The sequence below is a fragment of the Bacillus sp. PAMC28748 genome, from assembly GCF_014250415.1.
GTDB lineage: Bacteria > Bacillota > Bacilli > Bacillales > Bacillaceae > Bacillus > Bacillus licheniformis.
Genome location: NZ_CP060192.1, coordinates 2,756,470 through 2,772,370 on the forward strand (window position 1 = coordinate 2,756,470; position 15,901 = coordinate 2,772,370).

The 15,901-nt window shown below is 42.2% G+C and carries 17 protein-coding genes, 2 pseudogenes and 1 riboswitch; of the genes and pseudogenes, 10 read left to right on the plus strand and 9 right to left on the minus strand.

From position 1 onward, the window contains the following. Positions 1-5: 5 nt before the first annotated feature. Complete coding sequence (gene clpE, locus H7F26_RS14205) at positions 6-2,102, minus strand: ATP-dependent protease ATP-binding subunit ClpE (RefSeq protein ID WP_016885804.1); 2,097 nt, start codon at positions 2,100-2,102, stop codon at positions 6-8. Positions 2,103-2,331: 229 nt separating this feature from the next. On the opposite strand from clpE, the gene H7F26_RS14210 reads away from it, so the two are divergent. The 5 genes from H7F26_RS14210 to queF all read left to right on the plus strand — a co-directional run bounded on the left by H7F26_RS14210 (position 2,332) and on the right by queF (position 5,976). Then, the gene (locus H7F26_RS14210; protein ID WP_003181096.1) at positions 2,332-3,366 is read left to right on the plus strand and encodes a YkvI family membrane protein; all 1,035 of its coding nucleotides are present in this window, start codon (positions 2,332-2,334) and stop codon (positions 3,364-3,366) included. A gap of 81 nt (positions 3,367-3,447) precedes the next feature. After that, positions 3,448-3,492: riboswitch (PreQ1 riboswitch) on the plus strand. Between the two features lie 138 nt (positions 3,493-3,630). Beyond that, the gene (queC, locus tag H7F26_RS14215) at positions 3,631-4,290 is read left to right on the plus strand and encodes a 7-cyano-7-deazaguanine synthase QueC (RefSeq protein WP_003181098.1); all 660 of its coding nucleotides are present in this window, start codon (positions 3,631-3,633) and stop codon (positions 4,288-4,290) included. Positions 4,291-4,292: 2 nt separating this feature from the next. Further along, positions 4,293-4,733 (plus strand): 6-carboxytetrahydropterin synthase QueD, encoded by a 441-nt coding sequence (gene queD / locus H7F26_RS14220; RefSeq protein WP_003181100.1) that lies wholly within the window; start codon positions 4,293-4,295, stop codon positions 4,731-4,733. Further along, positions 4,726-5,457 carry a 7-carboxy-7-deazaguanine synthase QueE gene (gene queE, locus H7F26_RS14225; protein WP_003181103.1) on the plus strand — a complete coding sequence of 244 codons (732 nt, stop codon included), beginning with the start codon at positions 4,726-4,728 and terminating at the stop codon, positions 5,455-5,457. The genes queD and queE overlap by 8 nt, the downstream gene beginning before the upstream one ends. Before the next feature lie 21 nt (positions 5,458-5,478). Then, entirely contained in the window at positions 5,479-5,976 is a 498-nt protein-coding gene (gene queF, locus H7F26_RS14230) for a preQ(1) synthase (protein WP_009328607.1), read from the plus strand. A 673-nt stretch (positions 5,977-6,649) separates the two neighbouring features. On the opposite strand, the gene H7F26_RS22025 is transcribed toward queF, so the two are convergent. The 7 genes and pseudogenes from H7F26_RS22025 to H7F26_RS14260 all read right to left on the minus strand — a co-directional run bounded on the left by H7F26_RS22025 (position 6,650) and on the right by H7F26_RS14260 (position 12,219). Then, entirely contained in the window at positions 6,650-6,775 is a 126-nt protein-coding gene (locus tag H7F26_RS22025; protein WP_016885803.1) for a hypothetical protein, read from the minus strand. Beyond that, a pseudogene (locus tag H7F26_RS14235) lies at positions 6,765-7,887 on the minus strand (tetratricopeptide repeat protein). The gene H7F26_RS22025 and the pseudogene H7F26_RS14235 overlap by 11 nt, the downstream one beginning before the upstream one ends. A gap of 382 nt (positions 7,888-8,269) precedes the next feature. Further along, a complete protein-coding gene (locus H7F26_RS14240; protein ID WP_003181208.1) occupies positions 8,270-9,061 on the minus strand; it encodes a DUF817 domain-containing protein in 792 nt (263 codons plus the stop codon). A gap of 129 nt (positions 9,062-9,190) precedes the next feature. Continuing rightward, positions 9,191-9,412, minus strand: coding sequence for a helix-turn-helix domain-containing protein (locus tag H7F26_RS14245; RefSeq protein WP_003181209.1), 222 nt, complete (start codon positions 9,410-9,412; stop codon positions 9,191-9,193). Positions 9,413-9,422: 10 nt separating this feature from the next. Continuing rightward, on the minus strand, positions 9,423-9,905 hold the full coding sequence (locus H7F26_RS14250) for a DUF2975 domain-containing protein (protein ID WP_003181211.1): 483 nt from the start codon (positions 9,903-9,905) through the stop codon (positions 9,423-9,425). A gap of 537 nt (positions 9,906-10,442) precedes the next feature. Beyond that, positions 10,443-10,709, minus strand: coding sequence for a hypothetical protein (locus H7F26_RS14255; protein ID WP_171970000.1), 267 nt, complete (start codon positions 10,707-10,709; stop codon positions 10,443-10,445). A 77-nt stretch (positions 10,710-10,786) separates the two neighbouring features. After that, positions 10,787-12,219: pseudogene (locus H7F26_RS14260) on the minus strand (lipase). A 44-nt stretch (positions 12,220-12,263) separates the two neighbouring features. On the opposite strand from H7F26_RS14260, the gene H7F26_RS14265 reads away from it, so the two are divergent. From H7F26_RS14265 to H7F26_RS14275, 3 genes are all read left to right on the plus strand, one after another. Then, on the plus strand, positions 12,264-12,608 hold the full coding sequence (locus H7F26_RS14265) for a DUF1433 domain-containing protein (RefSeq protein ID WP_003181219.1): 345 nt from the start codon (positions 12,264-12,266) through the stop codon (positions 12,606-12,608). Positions 12,609-13,225: 617 nt separating this feature from the next. Further along, on the plus strand, positions 13,226-14,080 hold the full coding sequence (locus tag H7F26_RS14270) for a DUF1672 family protein (RefSeq protein ID WP_003181221.1): 855 nt from the start codon (positions 13,226-13,228) through the stop codon (positions 14,078-14,080). Positions 14,081-14,202: 122 nt separating this feature from the next. After that, on the plus strand, positions 14,203-14,373 hold the full coding sequence (locus H7F26_RS14275) for a hypothetical protein (protein ID WP_003181224.1): 171 nt from the start codon (positions 14,203-14,205) through the stop codon (positions 14,371-14,373). 62 nt (positions 14,374-14,435) lie between these two features. Here the strand turns inward: H7F26_RS14275 and H7F26_RS14280 are convergent, their stop codons facing one another. Further along, positions 14,436-14,624 carry a YkvS family protein gene (locus H7F26_RS14280; protein ID WP_003181225.1) on the minus strand — a complete coding sequence of 63 codons (189 nt, stop codon included), beginning with the start codon at positions 14,622-14,624 and terminating at the stop codon, positions 14,436-14,438. A gap of 142 nt (positions 14,625-14,766) precedes the next feature. Here H7F26_RS14280 and H7F26_RS14285 point away from each other — a divergent pair, with 142 nt between their 5' ends. Together H7F26_RS14285 and H7F26_RS14290 are read left to right on the plus strand one after the other, a co-directional pair. Continuing rightward, positions 14,767-14,985 carry a hypothetical protein gene (locus H7F26_RS14285; protein ID WP_223307092.1) on the plus strand — a complete coding sequence of 73 codons (219 nt, stop codon included), beginning with the start codon at positions 14,767-14,769 and terminating at the stop codon, positions 14,983-14,985. Between the two features lie 229 nt (positions 14,986-15,214). Continuing rightward, positions 15,215-15,826, plus strand: a complete 612-nt coding sequence (locus H7F26_RS14290; protein ID WP_003181229.1) for a cell wall hydrolase — start codon at positions 15,215-15,217, stop codon at positions 15,824-15,826. Positions 15,827-15,901 lie beyond the last annotated feature (75 nt).

Sequence of the window (15,901 nt, forward strand, 5' to 3'; positions counted from 1 at the left end):
GTGTGTTATCTGGTTGTTTTCACCCGGATTTCATCGTTTTCAACGATAACCGCAAAACCTTTGATGTGTTCTTCTTCAAGCAGCAGATCGGTCATTTGATCTTCGACCGCTGTTTGAATGGTTCTTCTTAATGGGCGGGCGCCAAAGGCCGGATGGTATCCGATTTCAGCGATTTTTTCTTTTGCCTCATCTGAAACTTCGAGCGTCATGTTTTGCTCTTTTAACGTTTCTTCAAGCTCTTTCAGCAAGAGGGCGGCGATCTTGACCAGATCTTCTTTTTCGAGCGGCTGGAATTCGATGATGCTGTCAAATCTGTTCAGGAATTCCGGCTTAAAGTAGCCGCTTAATGAATCGATCATTGATTGTTCGCCCATTACTTGCTCTTCCCGGTTAAAACCGACGGTTGTCCGCTTTTCAGATACACCGGCATTGCTTGTCATAATAATGACGGTATCTTTAAAGCTGACCGTCCGCCCTTGGCTGTCTGTCAGACGTCCGTCTTCCATGATTTGCAGGAACATGTGCTGGACATCGGGATGGGCTTTTTCGATTTCATCGAGCAAAACGATGCTGTACGGGTTCCTCCGGACTTTTTCGGTAAGCTGTCCGGCTTCTTCGTGGCCGACATATCCAGGAGGTGAACCGATCAGCTTTGATACGGCGTGTTTTTCCATGTATTCGCTCATATCGAGGCGGATGATGGCATCCTTCGTGCCGAACAGTTCTTCCGCAAGCCTTTTAGAAAGTTCTGTTTTACCGACACCTGTCGGGCCGACGAACAGGAATGAACCGACAGGCCTGTTTTTTGATTTCAGGCCGGCGCGGCTTCTTCTGACGGCTTTTGCCACTTTTTTCACCGCTTCTTTTTGACCGATCACGCGGCTTGAAAGGTTTGCTTCAAGCTCTTTCATTTTCTTCTGATCGTCGTGCTGAAGCTTGCCGACCGGAATGCCGGTTTTTTGTTCGATGATCGCTTGAATGTCTTCCGCTTCAACTGTTGCCCGTTTTTCTTCCTCATGGCTTTCCATTTTTTTATGCAGCGCTTCTTCTTCGTCGCGGAGTTTTGCTGCAAGCTCGTAGTTTTCTTCTTGAAGCGCTTTGGCTTTTTCCGCTTCGATTTCTTGCAGGCGTTGGGAAGCTTGTTCACCGCTGACCGTGTCGATTTTCAAGTTCGCTTTTGAACCGGCTTCATCCAAAAGGTCGATCGCCTTATCGGGAAGATGGCGGTCCTGAATATAGCGGCTTGACAGAATGACGCAGGCTTTGATCGCTTCATCCGAGTAAGTCACATCGTGATATGCTTCGTATTTTTCCTTGAGACCGTTTAAAATCGCTGCGGCCTGCTCAATTGTCGGTTCGTGCACCATGATCGGCTGGAAGCGCCGCTCTAACGCCGCATCTTTTTCAATTTGGCGATATTCCTTCAACGTCGTAGCGCCGATAACTTGCAGCTCGCCTCTGGCAAGTGCAGGTTTTAAAATGTTGCCCGCATCCATGGAGCCTTCTGCAGAGCCGGCCCCGACAAGAAGGTGAATTTCGTCAATAAACAAGATTGCGTTTTTGCGTTCTTTCAGCTCTTTCATCAGCTGTTTCATTCTTTCTTCAAATTGCCCTCTGATGCCGGTGTTTGCCACGAGGGAAGCGACATCAAGCAGGTAGAGCTCTTTGTTTTTCAATTTATTTGGAACATCGCCTTCGGCGATTTTGAGAGCAAGTCCTTCAGCGACGGCTGTTTTACCGACGCCCGGTTCACCGATTAAGACCGGATTGTTTTTATTTCTGCGGTTTAAGATCTCGATCACACGGGCTACTTCATCATCGCGGCCGATCACCGGATCGATCAAGCCGGTCTTTGCTGCATTTGTTAAATTGACGGCAAGTTCATCGAGCAAGCCTTTTTTGGCAGCGGTTTGCGTCTGCGCTTGTGATGGCTGGCTGAAGAAAGAACCTCCGCCGCCAAAAAAGTGATTTCCTGAAAACATAGAAGGCTGAGTCAGCTCTTTATAGCAGTCTTCACATAAATCCATTTGTTTTTTTGTAAAGTTGATTTGCATGTTTAGGCGAATCGTCGCCTCATTTTTTTGACAATGTTGACAACGCATTTGCCAAAACCCCCTTTATTGAATTTGACCTTTTTTGACCAATTGACTTAGAAAAAATGGTCTGCAGTTTGACCATTTCTGACTATTAGTATACATTGACCTTCTTTGACTTTCAAGTTCTATGCTTTTTCCTTTTTGTTCCTGGATGACCTGGATGAGAAGTTGTCCTTCTTTTTGAAGGACATGGATCATATGGTGTAGAAAGGGAATTCGCTTACGGAGGAGTCGTATGAGTCAATCACAAGGATCAGCCTTTCAGCTGGCATTTGTTTATGTAGGAACGGTTGTCGGAGCCGGATTTGCAACTGGAAGAGAAATCGTCGAGTTTTTTTTAAGATTCGGCTGGCCGGGATTGGCCGGAATTTTGATCAGCGGACTGATGTTTACGTTTCTCGGTGCAAAAATGATGCTGATTGCGGTCAGAATCAATGCCAAGTCTTATCAGGAGCTGAATAAATATTTATTCGGCCATACGCTTGGGAAATTTGTCAATGTCTTCATGCTCGTGGTTTTGCTCGGCGTGACGTCCGTCATGCTGTCCGGAGCGGGGGCGATATTTGAAGAACAGCTCGGCTTTTCAAACCAAGCGGGGATGATTGCGACGATTGCCTTGAGTCTGTTTGTCATGATGAAGGGCGTTAAAGGGATATTCGGCGTCAATGTCATTGTCGTTCCGCTGCTGCTTCTGTTCACAGTTGTCGTCCTGTTTGACTCGTTTATTTTCAGAGGGCCGGAGATACACAATTTGGCGGCATTTTCGGCAAACCCCGATTGGATTTTATCCGCTGTCTCGTACGGCGCTTTTAATTTGTCGCTCGCACAGGCTGTTCTCGTGCCGATCGCTTCTGAACTGAAATCCGAACGCCTGATTATAAAAGGAGCATTAATCGGAGGGGTTCTGCTTACCCTTGTGTTGGTCGCAAGCTTTCTGTCTCTTTCAACATTGCCTGATGCCCTTTTATATGAAGTCCCGATGGCACAGGTCGTATTCATAGTCCAGCATTCTGTCCATATCATCTATCTGTTTATCATTTTCGGGGAAGTCTTCACATCAGTCATCGGCAATTTATACGGTCTTGAAAAGCAGATTAATGAATATATTCATATAAAAAGCCTGTATGTGTTTATCTTCATCCTGCTGACAATCTACTTGACGGGACAAATCGGCTACGGAAAGCTGATATCGACCATTTATCCTTTGTTCGGCCAGCTGAGCCTCGTCTTTATTTTCTTTCTGATCGTCAAAAGGGTGCCTGAGCGATGACTGGCAGGCATTGCACTTGGCGAAACGTGCGATTTGTGATAAGATGGCGAAGGAAAATTGAAATAAAATCCGCTTGAAACTGCGGGAGAGGTTCTAGCAAAACCCTCTATAAAAAACTAAGGAAAGCTGTATCCTTGGGGTATGGCCTTTTTTATTGTTTTTTTGCTAGAGCACCTTTCTCACAGAGAAAGGTGTTTTTTCGTTTAGATATCATTGAATCTCTTCTTTTATGAAATGGTGACGAAAAGCGGAGAAGGAGGAACTATGAAACAGGAAAAAGCGATCGTCGTATTCAGCGGCGGTCAGGACAGTACGACTTGCCTATTGTGGGCGCTTCGGCAATTTCAGGAGGTGGAGGCGGTCACGTTTCAATATAATCAGCGGCACAAGCAGGAAATCGAAGTCGCGAAAAAGATCGCTGCAAAGCTTGGCGTCAAGCATCACCTTCTTGATATGGAACTGTTAAATCAGCTCGCGCCGAATGCTTTGACAAGGGATGATATCGAGATTGAGGCGAAAGAAGGCGAGCTTCCGTCCACTTTTGTTCCGGGACGCAACCTCGTGTTTTTATCGTTCGCTTCGATCCTGGCCTACCAGGTCGGCGCGCGGCACATCATTACAGGCGTATGCGAGACAGACTTCAGCGGGTATCCGGATTGCCGTGATGAGTTCGTCAAATCCTGCAATGTCACTGTCAACTTGGCGATGGAGCGCCCGTTTGTCATCCATACGCCGCTTATGTGGCTGAACAAGGCGGAAACGTGGGAGCTCGCCGATGAGCTTGATGCGCTTGATTTCGTGAAAAACGAGACGCTGACGTGCTACAACGGAATCATTGCCGACGGCTGCGGCGAATGCCCGGCCTGCAAGCTTCGCGCAAACGGCTACAATGAATATATGAAAATGAAAAAGGAGCGAGCTTAACAGTGCTTACACAAATTTATCCGCAACCAAGCCATCCTTACTCTTTTGAATTAAATAAAGATATGCAAATGTCAGCTGCACATTTTATTCCGAGAGAGGATGCAGGCGCATGCAGCAGAGTCCATGGGCATACGTATACAATCAATATTACGATTGCCGGGGATGAGTTGAATGCATCAGGTTTCCTTGTCAACTTCAGCACCATTAAAAAATTGATCCACGGAGAATACGATCATACGCTTTTAAATGATCATCAGGAATTTTCAGGTGAAAGCGCGGATCGGATCCCTTCGACAGAAGTCGTGGCCAAAACGATTTACGATAAAGTAGAGGCTTATTTGAAAGATCTCAACAACCGTCCGCATTGCGTCCAGGTGTTTGTCAGGGAAACGCCGACAAGCTATGTCGTGTACCGTCCGAAACCGGGTGTTCAGCATGGCTAAGCCGATTCCCGTACTTGAAATTTTCGGTCCGACGGTTCAGGGAGAGGGGATGGTCATCGGCCAAAAGACGATGTTTGTCAGAACAGCCGGCTGTGACTATTCGTGCAGCTGGTGCGATTCAGCTTTTACCTGGGACGGTTCGGCGAAAAAAGACATCAAATGGATGACCGCGGAAGAAGTGTACGAATCTCTTAAAGACATCGGCGGAAACGCATTCTCGCACGTTACGATTTCAGGAGGCAACCCGGCGCTTTTAAAACAGCTGGACGGACTGATTTCCCTTTTAAAAGAAAACGGTATACGGACAGCGCTTGAGACGCAAGGAACGTTTTATCAAGACTGGTTTACCGGAATCGATGATTTAACAATTTCGCCAAAGCCGCCGAGCTCCAATATGAAAACCGATTTTAACAGGCTTGATCATATTGTTGACAGGCTGAAGGAACACGGCCGGGCGGCTGCGGCAAGTTTGAAGGTCGTCATTTTCACGGCGGACGACCTTCAATTTGCAAAACAAGTTCACCAGCGTTATCCCGATATCCCGTTTTTTCTTCAGGTCGGAAATGATGACGTTCATACAGAAGACCAAGAGCGGCTCGTCGAACGGCTGCTCCAAAAATATGAACAGCTGGTAGAAGCGGTCACGCGCGACCCTGAATTGAACCGCGTCCGCGTTCTCCCGCAGCTCCACACCCTGATCTGGGGAAACAAACGGGGTGTTTGATTTAAGAAAGGAAGATGAATGATGACGACAAGAAAAGATTCAGAACTGGAAGGCGTAACCCTTCTTGGAAATCAAGGCACCAATTATTTGTTTGACTATTCTCCGGAAGTGCTTGAGTCTTTCCCGAATAAACACGAAAACAGGGACTATTTCGTGAAATTCAACTGCCCTGAATTCACATCGCTGTGCCCGAAAACCGGACAGCCCGATTTTGCCACGATCTACATCAGCTACATCCCTGATAAAAAAATGGTAGAAAGCAAGTCTTTGAAACTGTATCTCTTCAGTTTCCGAAACCACGGCGATTTTCACGAAGACTGCATGAACATCATCATGAACGATTTAATTGAGCTGATGGACCCGCGCTACATCGAAGTCTGGGGCAAATTCACGCCGAGGGGCGGAATCTCGATCGACCCGTACACCAACTACGGCAAGCCCGGCACAAAGTATGAAAAAATGGCCGAGTATCGGATGATGAACCATGATCTGTATCCGGAGACGATTGATAATCGGTGATGATGCGGGCAGATGAAGCGAAGGTTTGTGATCGATGTGTGACCGAGACGCGTACTGTTACGCGTCTTTTTTGTTCGAAATTTCCACGAACAATTACCAAGCGTATTGGTCGAATGCTAGTCCGGGTATATGAAATACGATTCGAATTGTTAATTGAAAGGTAAAGAGGAGGAAACTTCGTCGTCACTCGCCTCGTTAACGTCTCCGCTTGACAGTTCGTCGTTAACTGCGAATGCTCTAGCGTTCGGTATTTAGATGGTTTCCGTCTGTTTTTAGTCTTGTTTGTTCATTTATTCGTGAAAAAATGTAGCTTTGTCCTCATGTTACAAAGGATGTTTTCTGTTTTTTCTTTAAACATAAAAATCTAGTTATTCTGACTTTGAGGAGGGGATGGGAGGTATATAGCAGAGACGAAGACATAGTGCCAAGAGCATGTCTTATTCGTATACACACAAATATGTAACGCGAAGATGTTGGAGGGCTTACGTAAAGAAACAATCGATCGTTATAGACGGGAGGAGCGTTGAAGAATTTGTGGAGGCTTTTAAAGGAAGGTTGGCACTGAGTCGGAATGGTATACGTTAATCTTACCGACAGCTGATAAGAAGTTAATCACGATGTTTAACGTTAAGAAACCGTAGAAATAAAAAGCGCCCCACATTTGGGGCGTTTCTTACGTTTGCTTACGGGTAGCGATTTGATATACGCCGTCAGACTGGTCGGTTGCTGAAACAACGCTAATACCCATCGTTAATAACGCGGCGGCTAAAATGGGAATAACGAGCTTTTTAATACTCATAGAGACACTCCCCTTTTTTAATTTTTGTTTGCCCATACATCATTTTTTGAAGGAACTCGATTGAGTTTCTATGGTCTTTTCTTTCAAGGTATTGGTTAGAGACTTCAAGCGAAAGCTCTTCTATGTATGCAAATATTTTATTCTCCTCCAAGTATTTAAATACCTCTAAAATCTCTTCTTTATTCACAGAATAGATATATAACGCCTCAAGATATTCAAATAGAGAAGTGAATAGGGTATCGTTGAATTTTCGAGCTGTTTGTCTAACCAATAAGAAATATCTCGATTGCGCGCTCGTAGTTTTTCTGCTTAAAAAGAAGTTGAGTAGAGTAATATAATGATTGTGGTAGGTTGTTATATTCTTCTTTTAGATTAATCTCTACGGCTTTTTCAGCATATTCAACTGCTGCATCAATGTCTCCCATACATTCATGACAGTCGGCTATATTAAAATAGGCAGAACTAATGAGCCTTTTATTGTCGATCTCTATCGCTAATTCAAGTGCATTTTCCAGGTGGGGTAAGGCTTTGTCATGGCGCATTAAATCGTCATAGTTACCCGCGATAACAAATAAACATTGGATTTTACGGACTGTGTAGAGTTCATGATTATTGTATATTTTAAAGGCCCTTAATATATGATACATGTGTCTGTTTCATGATGTAGTATGCTTCAGCCATTTTAAAGTGAAACTCGGCTTGTTCTATAACATCGTAATGAGAGCCAACTGTTTTTCTGCGTTTCGATAAAACTCTATTGCTTTGATGTACTGTTTTTTCTCAAATTCATACATGCCCCTAAAGAAAAATGAGTAGTAACTAAGGAGGCCATTTAAATCTCTTCGAGGCTCCTCGATTTGGGCCAACAATTTGTTTATTGATTGTCCTTGTTTTCTTTTGTTAGTAGGTTCTAAATATTCTAACATTAATTGATGTCTAAAACACATCAACTGATAGTAAAGGAGTAAGTCCTGATCTTCTTCCATTTGATTAATTTCCTTCTCTACTTCTTCTTTTAAAGCCTCTGCATCCGGTACGCTAAACTCTCTTATCATTTTATACCATTCGTGGATTTTCACTCCGACTTTTGACGAGGGTATTAACTGTTTCACTTCCGCCTATACCTTTTTATTTCATTTTTGTAAATATATTACTATAATTCGGGTGATAATAGGTTGAAAAGTGAAAAAATTTTCGGTATGCCGCAATAAAATCAGCAACAAAAAGACGCCTGCTAAGACGCCTGAATCTCTATATGCTCTTTTTCAAGCCGCACCTGCAGTATTCTCGAAGGGAAATTTCGTCCACCGCGATCTTGAAGGGTTTACTATTTGAAGGAATTTGCGGATAAACCCTGTGCATCCATGAAAATGAAACTTGGCCTAATAAAGAAGTAATTCGATTTGTGAATGATCAACTTAAAGAAAATATTGATCTTTTATTGATGCCTGCAACAGCTTCCACAGCTCCTCGAAACCCTTTTAAAATAAAGAGTTATAAAAATTGACCAGCATCCACTCTAGTGGAATCTTTCCCCTTCACCTGTTTTAACGTGGCTACGATTAGAAAGCTGACAATCACTAATAAGAGCCATGAACTCACTTTCCCTACATGAACGAGACTCCACGTACTGGTTTGGTTTGGATATGTCCAGGCCCCAAAAAACGTTGCGATATTTTCGGCTATCCATATAAAAAATCCGATGAGCACAAAAGAAAGTGCGAGCGGCATACGGTAACGAATCCCATTAACCTCGTATATGACCCATGATTTCCAAAAGACAATTATCACAAGTCCAGATAACCAAAAGCGGACGTCAATCCAAAAATGATGGAGGAAAAAATTTAAATAAATCGCAGCGGCCAGCGGTACAACGACGTAAAACGGCGGCCACTTAACCAGTTCAACCTTGAGCCTCCTCCAAGCCTGGCAAAGATAACTGGCTACACTTGCGTACATAAAGCCGCTATACAAAGGCACCCCAAAGATTTTGGAGTAACCTTCCTCCGGATAAGACCAGGAGCCCATTTGCACCTTGAAAAGCTCAAGAGCAAGTCCAATAATGTGGAACAATGTGATTACTTTTAATTCATCCCGTGTTTCAAGACCGGAACGCACCATCCACCATTGCATGAGAACACAGATGATGAGCAGCAAGTCATACCGCGGCAGGAAGGGAAGAGGTATGATTTGTGTAACAGCCAAAGAGGCAAAAATAACGACAGGAAATACACATGACAAGGACTGCTCCCAACCAAAACGAACGAGTTGTTTTAGTGCTCTCATGATGTGTGCCTCCGAAGTTTTTTTCTGAATATATGCGAGGCCAGCTTAGTATAGCAGCTAAACCGGCTTACAGGTATGCGCATAGGATCACCGCCAAAAAAATGGTTTCTTTCCATATTAAATACTTTTTTAATCCTGGGTGTCTTCATCACTTCGGTATTCCAAAATATCTCCGGGCTGACATTCTAACGCCTTACAAATTGCCTCTAAAGTTGATAATCGAATGGCCTTTGCCTTTCCATTTTTCAATATAGAAAGATTCGCCATTGTGATTCCAACCTTCTCAGAAAGTTCTGTTACACTCATTTTCCTTTTAGCCAGCATCACATCGATATTGATTATAATTGCCATTGTTATCACCTCAGACTGTTAAATCATTTTCTGATTTTATATCAATCGCTTCTTGCAATAGCCTTTGGAGAACAGCGGCAAAGACTGCGATAACCATTGAAGCAAAAATAAGGACCAACCCGATCAGTATGATCCCTGGAGCGTCGTCCATCTCTGCGATAAGATAGAAGAGCGGCATGCCTGCCGCAAATAAAATACTGATGGTGATTGCACAGTATTTTATATTCTTTAAAGCCCGTACAGATAATTCTGAGAAAGCTTTATTCTGGTCAATATAGCTTAAAAGTTTAAAGGCTTGATACAGAGCAAAATAAAAAGGTATCGCCGCTGCATACAAATCGGCATATACGAGATATTTCAAATAAGAAATACCCGGATACAATTCGGCTGCAAAATTCGCTATTTCCGGCACAAAAAATATGCACAAAGCAAGAACTGGGATTCCAATAAGAATAACAGCTATCTTTAAAAAGAGAGTTGATCCCCGTTTCATTAAAAGCACCTCACTTATTTTTGTCGATTTGAATTTAACACATTATTTATCGTTTTACAATAAAAATATATTGAAATTGATGATTTTATTATTGTTATGGACTGATCTTTTGATTTTTAGACAAGATGGCGTTACTTGCGGAAACAAAGCCGACACGTCTGCAGAGTACACACACATCTTGCAGACCTCTACGGCTTCCGCTTATATGCAAATAAAAGCCCTAAATATGTTAAGCGCGTACTGAATCCTACAGATCGTCGAGGAGTGAAAAAGAATCGATTTTTCCCAAACATATTTTGAATTTATAATAGAATAGCTTTAAAGGAATATGTATCAACAAGTCGTCTAGCATATGTTGTGTTATAAAATAAAACAGCTGGCGATTGGCGTGTCTTTCCTTTTAACGTGAATAGTCGAGGAGTTATTTGAGGTGAAGCAGAAGACGCTGACGCATGATCGACGTCTTTTTATTGTGGTAAACACAGAGCAGAGAGTCTTGTTAGATTAAATTAAAATAAGACGCCAATTAAGGCGCCTTCATCTTGTCTTAAATCCATTCACAAAACTTTCTCCATCCTTCTCTGTCGCAATAAGCTGCTGGGCGCTTTGACTGATTCGCTGAGCAAGCGCCTGCTGCGCTTTTCCTTCGAAGCTGTAGAGAAGCGATGAATAAACGCTGTTCATTTCTTTTTGTATATCGTCTATTTTAAACTTCGGTCTTAGCGTCGTTTTAATGCCTTCAAGCTTAGTTGCGGCTGTTACTCTCATGCCCGTTTTCAGCATTTGAAGCTGATTGCGCCGTATGAAGAGGGTATCTTCTTGATCTCAGTTTAAGTTGTTGAGTGAAGCCAGTTTGTTGAAATTTTCCATTGTTTCATCTCCTAAAGTTTAAGCCAATTTGCCAGCATTTTATCTTTCGATTTAAAATCTTTTGCAATCTGCGCCAGGTATCCGCTGATGTCTTCTAAATCTGAAATCGTGTCCTTTAATGAGGCGATGTAAGCTTTTTCGGCATGAACATCGTAAAATAGCGGATTGCCTTTTTTGTCAAACGACTGCGCCAGGTTTTTCAGCGTATTGTTTACATCCTCGAGTGTCAGCTTGTCGTATAAACCGTGGCCGACTTGACGGTAGGTATCGTGCTTCAGGTCGTTGATCTCGGCGTCGTGTTCCTGATAAGCGTTTTCGGCTTCGCGTTTCATCGTCCGCAAGCATTTACTTTTTGCGCGAGCTGCTTGGCAACTTCGGGCGTTACTTTAATTGCGCCACTTCCGGATGCAACTTCCGGTGGAAGCATCGCTTTTAAATTTTTGTCATAAACGAGTTCATCGCCCTCTATATTTTGAACGTTGCCGTTTTCGTCGAAGGTAAAGTTGCCTTTGTTGAGGCCGTGTGTATCCGGCATTCCCATTGCTGTGGTAGCAATGTAGTCTACAGCGACATTAAACACTGTGCCAAATATACCGCCGTTATACTTCGGATCTAGTCGTATTTGTCGTTCCACACGCGAAGTAGAGGGGTCTTTGGTATATATTGTTCTGCCTGCGTGTCGTTCGTACTCATTCCACCAGCCGGAACCAGTCATATCATCCGGATTGACAATCGCTTTTACAGACGAGTCATATTTGCCGCTTCGGATCTCCTTTTGCTTTTCTTCAGAATGCAATTTAACGACGGAAGGATTGTTGAATGCGACTGCGTATATATCATTGTTCACAGCGCTGTATTCAGCCTCTGCGCCGCCAAGAGAGTGTCCGGTGGTTGAAATAACCGTCGAGGTGCCTTTATACTTTTGTTTAACTTCCCGTACCAGATCATCAGCTTGCCCGATTTGGGACGTTTTCGTAATTAATTTGTATTTACCGGTGCTAAGCATCGCGTCTTGTGAGGGGGTTGCGTTGTATTTTCCTATTGTTTTTGATGTATCCTTCGCATCTTTTTAGATTATGTATTGCGATTTCTTTTTCGGATCAAGACCCATAACAACGTTACCGCCGTCTGCATCAATAACATCTTGAAAAAACTGTTCTTTAGGATTTGTTCCAGCGAAGGCCACGACGACGTTTTCTGGTGCGTTAGGTTTAACCCATTTACCGTCCTTTTTCTTTGCTTGAACAAAAACATACGCATCAAGTCCAGTGTCAGAGTCCCTTTTAATTTTATCAACAAAAAAAGCCTTATTTGATTTACTCTCTATAGGTGTTCTTTCCTTGAATGCTTCTTTCATTTTATCGGTACTATATGTGTTTTGGCTAAGAAAATAATACTCTTTATCTGTTAATTTAGGAATATCGCTCTTTTTATTCAGGTACATAACCCCGCAAACTATGTAAAATGTAACGTGGAAAGGATGGTTTTATGAAAAAATACATAATTATCCTTCTTGCTCTGGTCATTATAACATCTGGAGGAATATTTATGAAGCAACAAAATAATAACAGAGAAAAAGAAGAGCTTTATAATTTAGCTAAGGAAAGAATGACAGACTTTATTAAAACGAATTATAAGGACATTAAGTCAATTGATTATTATGATGACTACGAAGTGAATCCAATGGGCGGAATTGATATTAAAGGGTATCTAAATGATGATAAGAAAAAGAAAATATGGGGTATTTACGATAAGGCAAATGACGAAGTTGGGTCCTTCACAGTCGATGCTGAAAGAAAGCCCGAATATAAAGATAAAATTTGCGATTATTAATAAAAGGCCCGACTCGATTGAGCGGGCTTTTTTCTATTTTCATCTCTCGTTTGTTTAACTAATCGGTTTTTATTACCCCTTTTAGGCCTCCTCAACATAAAATAGTTCTTCAGTAGGCACGTTTAATCCTCTAAAATGGATAAATTGCAGTTTTGGGCATTTTTAAGATGGGAAGATAACTTGCATGCGGAAATAGGATAAGCTGTAAAACAACGAAATTTTTGATTTATAATAATTTGTTACATACTTATAGTGTGATGTGTAATAAACGAAAGGTGAATCCATTTTCAGATTATATGGCTTAAGCTTTAATATGCATAGTTGGTTATCGGGAAATTGCCTTCAAAACCGTCCAAGTTCATAATAATAAAAAGATATTCGTATTGAGCAGGCGTGCATCGTTGCACGCCTATTCCTTTTAAGGGCATTTTTTTCACCTAGAACGAAAGAACTTAATGATGCGAATTTTATTAGTTCTATTGTCCTGTTTTATATATTGAGTACCAAAAATGCACTCCATATGTTTTATAATGAAGCGGGCCTAACAATCAGCAAACATGGAGCGGAATGCAATAAAATCGTATAAGGGCATGCAGTATGAACTGGAGGATACATTTTTGAAATATAAAAAAGCAGCAGCACTTGGAATTGGTTTACTTTTATTTATAGGCGGATGTCAGAAGAGCGGGGAAGCTGAAATCAGCGTCCAAGATTACACAGGACAGGATTTTCATATTCATAGTAGAGGTTATCAGAAGGAAACCGCTGAGATCGCAGAAGCGCATCGAGATGAAGTTGAAAAAACGGTAAAAGATTATTTTTTGGATCAATATAGAACGAAGGTAAAAGTCCATAACATTGTCGGAGGGCATGGGTTTGTTACTGTGTATGCCGAATCAGTCGGAAACTTGCATTTCTACACAAGCGCAAAAATTGAAATTGATTTGGACAAGAAAGAGGTGCAGGCTGACGCGATCAGCTCATCGGAGTGGGACGTAAAAGACTCGATTACAAGCGCGATATATGCGTTGGCTTTTGAAGACGAATTTGCCGCTCTAGATTACTATTTAGAGAAGCTGGCAGAAGAAGAGCCGGTTGTAGGTAAAACGCAGGCAGCCGTTGATAACACAAGCGGTATGGGATATCAGACGCCTTATTATGCTGTTTCTTTAAATGCTGATTGGAAGGATGACCTTTATTCAGCCTATTTAGAAAACCCAAAAAGAAGCAAAAAAGACTGGCAAGAGAAATTGGAAGATGAAGAAATCACCCCAAAATCATGTGATATCAATATACGGTTATATATGAAAAAACCAAATACAAGACCGGACGAGCGCATTTATAATCAAGTTGTCCAGGATATCGAGGACATGGAAGAGCTGGCCCCGGGGACTTACACCATTTACTTGAGTGACAATAGAATCAACAAAAACCTAGGATATAATTCAAGAAAAAGCACGCTTGGCCGATAAGGTCTTCCTAACCGATAAAGAGATTGGAAACCGATCAATTTTCTGTATGGATATGAGCGGGAAAGAAAAAGTGGAGATTTCATCATCTATTTTGAAAAATAATGTCCTGGGGAACCGTTCGGGTGTTTCATTTCGCACAGTCGCCGTTTTTTCAGCTGTCCAATCAAAAATCGATTAAGGCGCTGTGCGATGCTTCAAAAGACATCCTGAACATATCAAACTTCTTCGGGATGATGCAGGGGACAGAGGAAAAAACCGCCGGACCAAGGTGGCAGGCGGTTTTCCTTTTGTAGAAAAACTTGTGGAAATAAAGCTTCGTGGAAATCGTGAATTTTTTGCTGTGAAGGGCGGCTGATTAATGCAGGGAGTCTTTAATAATTTTATAGTTTTTATGATTGACGACGGTTAAGGAGTCCAGTTCCAAGTCTCTGTAGTTTTCCATAATCGTGACATCGACGATCACAGAGTTTTCGTTTACTTTTTCTACGATTCCGGTGAGTCCGTTTTTAAATTCGATGACATTCCCGACTTTTGCAATTTTCAAGTGACTTCCTCTCCTTTAAAGTAAATTAACCTATTGAAAGTATTTTGCAATATTTTCTTGGAGAAGTAAAGCGATTTGGGAAGCGGCATCACTATTGTTGTACCCGGTGTGACTTAATGATATAGTTAATTAGTTAAAGATGATGAGAGAAAAGGGGAGAGAAAAGTTGACAGAGCAAAATGCCATCGATCAGATCGAGCAATTAAGGTCAGGGAGCATTCATGAGCTCCGTGTGAAAAAAGAGGATTTTCTTTCTTTCAGAGCCATCTTAACAAAGCAGGAAGATTTTAAGCATTTTCGCGGCATTGCCCAGCATGGCGGAGATATTATATTTCAATATATGAAAGAGGCAAGAAGCTGAAAAAAGCTTTCTCAGACAGGCTGAGAAAGCTTTTTTTATTTGTGTGAAGCCATATGTTTCTGGAGATTTTGGTGTTTTTTGCATGAAATCCGCCGGCTGTCTGCAATAATGTGACAGCCGAACGGTTTGATGGAAGTCATGCCAACATTTTGGCAATGAAATCGGCGAATCGTCTTGTTACTGTAAAACATATGTTTTTTTCGATGAAGATTTGACAAGGAGGAAGGAAATGAAATCGAAATTTGCTGCTCTAGCTGCGTTTTTAATCTGCATGCTGCCGGCGGCAAGAATCGAGCATGCTCAAGCTGTCATGTTGTTCTCGAAAAAAGATAAACAGGAAATGGAACGGCTGATGGAAAGCCTTAAACAAGAAGAAAATCCTGCTTTTTCCCAATTGACAGATGAGAAAAGCTTCATTGAAGCCGCGCATCTGTCAGCTGAAGAGGAGGAGGAAATAGAAGAAGCTGAAGAAGAGACGACTGATCTTACACATAAAGAAAAAGATCTTTTATCAAGGCTTGTACACGCCGAAGCGAAAGGCGAGTCATTTGAAGGAAAAGTGGCTGTCGCCAATGTCGTCCTGAATCGGGTGAAAGACAGCCGATTTCCTGACAGCGTAAAAAGCGTGATCTATCAAAGAAACGCTTTTGAGCCCGTTCTAAACGGCAGCATCGAGAAAAAAGCAGACCGCGAATCAGTGGAAGCTGTGGAAGAAGCGGTAGATCAAAATAAAAAAGAAACAGAAGCTTTATTTTTCTATAATCCCGACATCGCTTCTGATGACTGGATTAAAACGAGAAAAGTCGTGAAGCGCATCGGCAATCATGTCTTTGCGATCTAGAAAGCAGTCAGGGCCATTCGCCTTGGCTGCTTTTTTTGTGCGATTCTTTCTTACGCATTATCATCTTTCACAGCC

Bases quoted from the DNA above. Each gene is read 5' to 3' on its own strand.
- H7F26_RS14285 (WP_223307092.1), top strand. From the start codon at position 14,767: ATGAGAGAAAAGGGGAGAGAAAAGTTGACAGAGCAAAATGCCATCGAT.
- H7F26_RS14265 (WP_003181219.1), top strand. From the start codon at position 12,264: ATGAAAAAATACATAATTATCCTTCTTGCTCTGGTCATTATAACATCT.
- H7F26_RS14240 (WP_003181208.1), bottom strand. From the start codon at position 9,061: ATGAGAGCACTAAAACAACTCGTTCGTTTTGGTTGGGAGCAGTCCTTG.
- queC (WP_003181098.1), top strand. From the start codon at position 3,631: ATGAAACAGGAAAAAGCGATCGTCGTATTCAGCGGCGGTCAGGACAGT.
- queF (WP_009328607.1), top strand. From the start codon at position 5,479: ATGACGACAAGAAAAGATTCAGAACTGGAAGGCGTAACCCTTCTTGGA.
- H7F26_RS14290 (WP_003181229.1), top strand. From the start codon at position 15,215: ATGAAATCGAAATTTGCTGCTCTAGCTGCGTTTTTAATCTGCATGCTG.
- H7F26_RS14245 (WP_003181209.1), bottom strand. From the start codon at position 9,412: ATGGCAATTATAATCAATATCGATGTGATGCTGGCTAAAAGGAAAATG.
- H7F26_RS22025 (WP_016885803.1), bottom strand. From the start codon at position 6,775: ATGAGTATTAAAAAGCTCGTTATTCCCATTTTAGCCGCCGCGTTATTA.
- H7F26_RS14250 (WP_003181211.1), bottom strand. From the start codon at position 9,905: ATGAAACGGGGATCAACTCTCTTTTTAAAGATAGCTGTTATTCTTATT.
- queE (WP_003181103.1), top strand. From the start codon at position 4,726: ATGGCTAAGCCGATTCCCGTACTTGAAATTTTCGGTCCGACGGTTCAG.
- clpE (WP_016885804.1), bottom strand. From the start codon at position 2,102: ATGCGTTGTCAACATTGTCAAAAAAATGAGGCGACGATTCGCCTAAAC.
- H7F26_RS14210 (WP_003181096.1), top strand. From the start codon at position 2,332: ATGAGTCAATCACAAGGATCAGCCTTTCAGCTGGCATTTGTTTATGTA.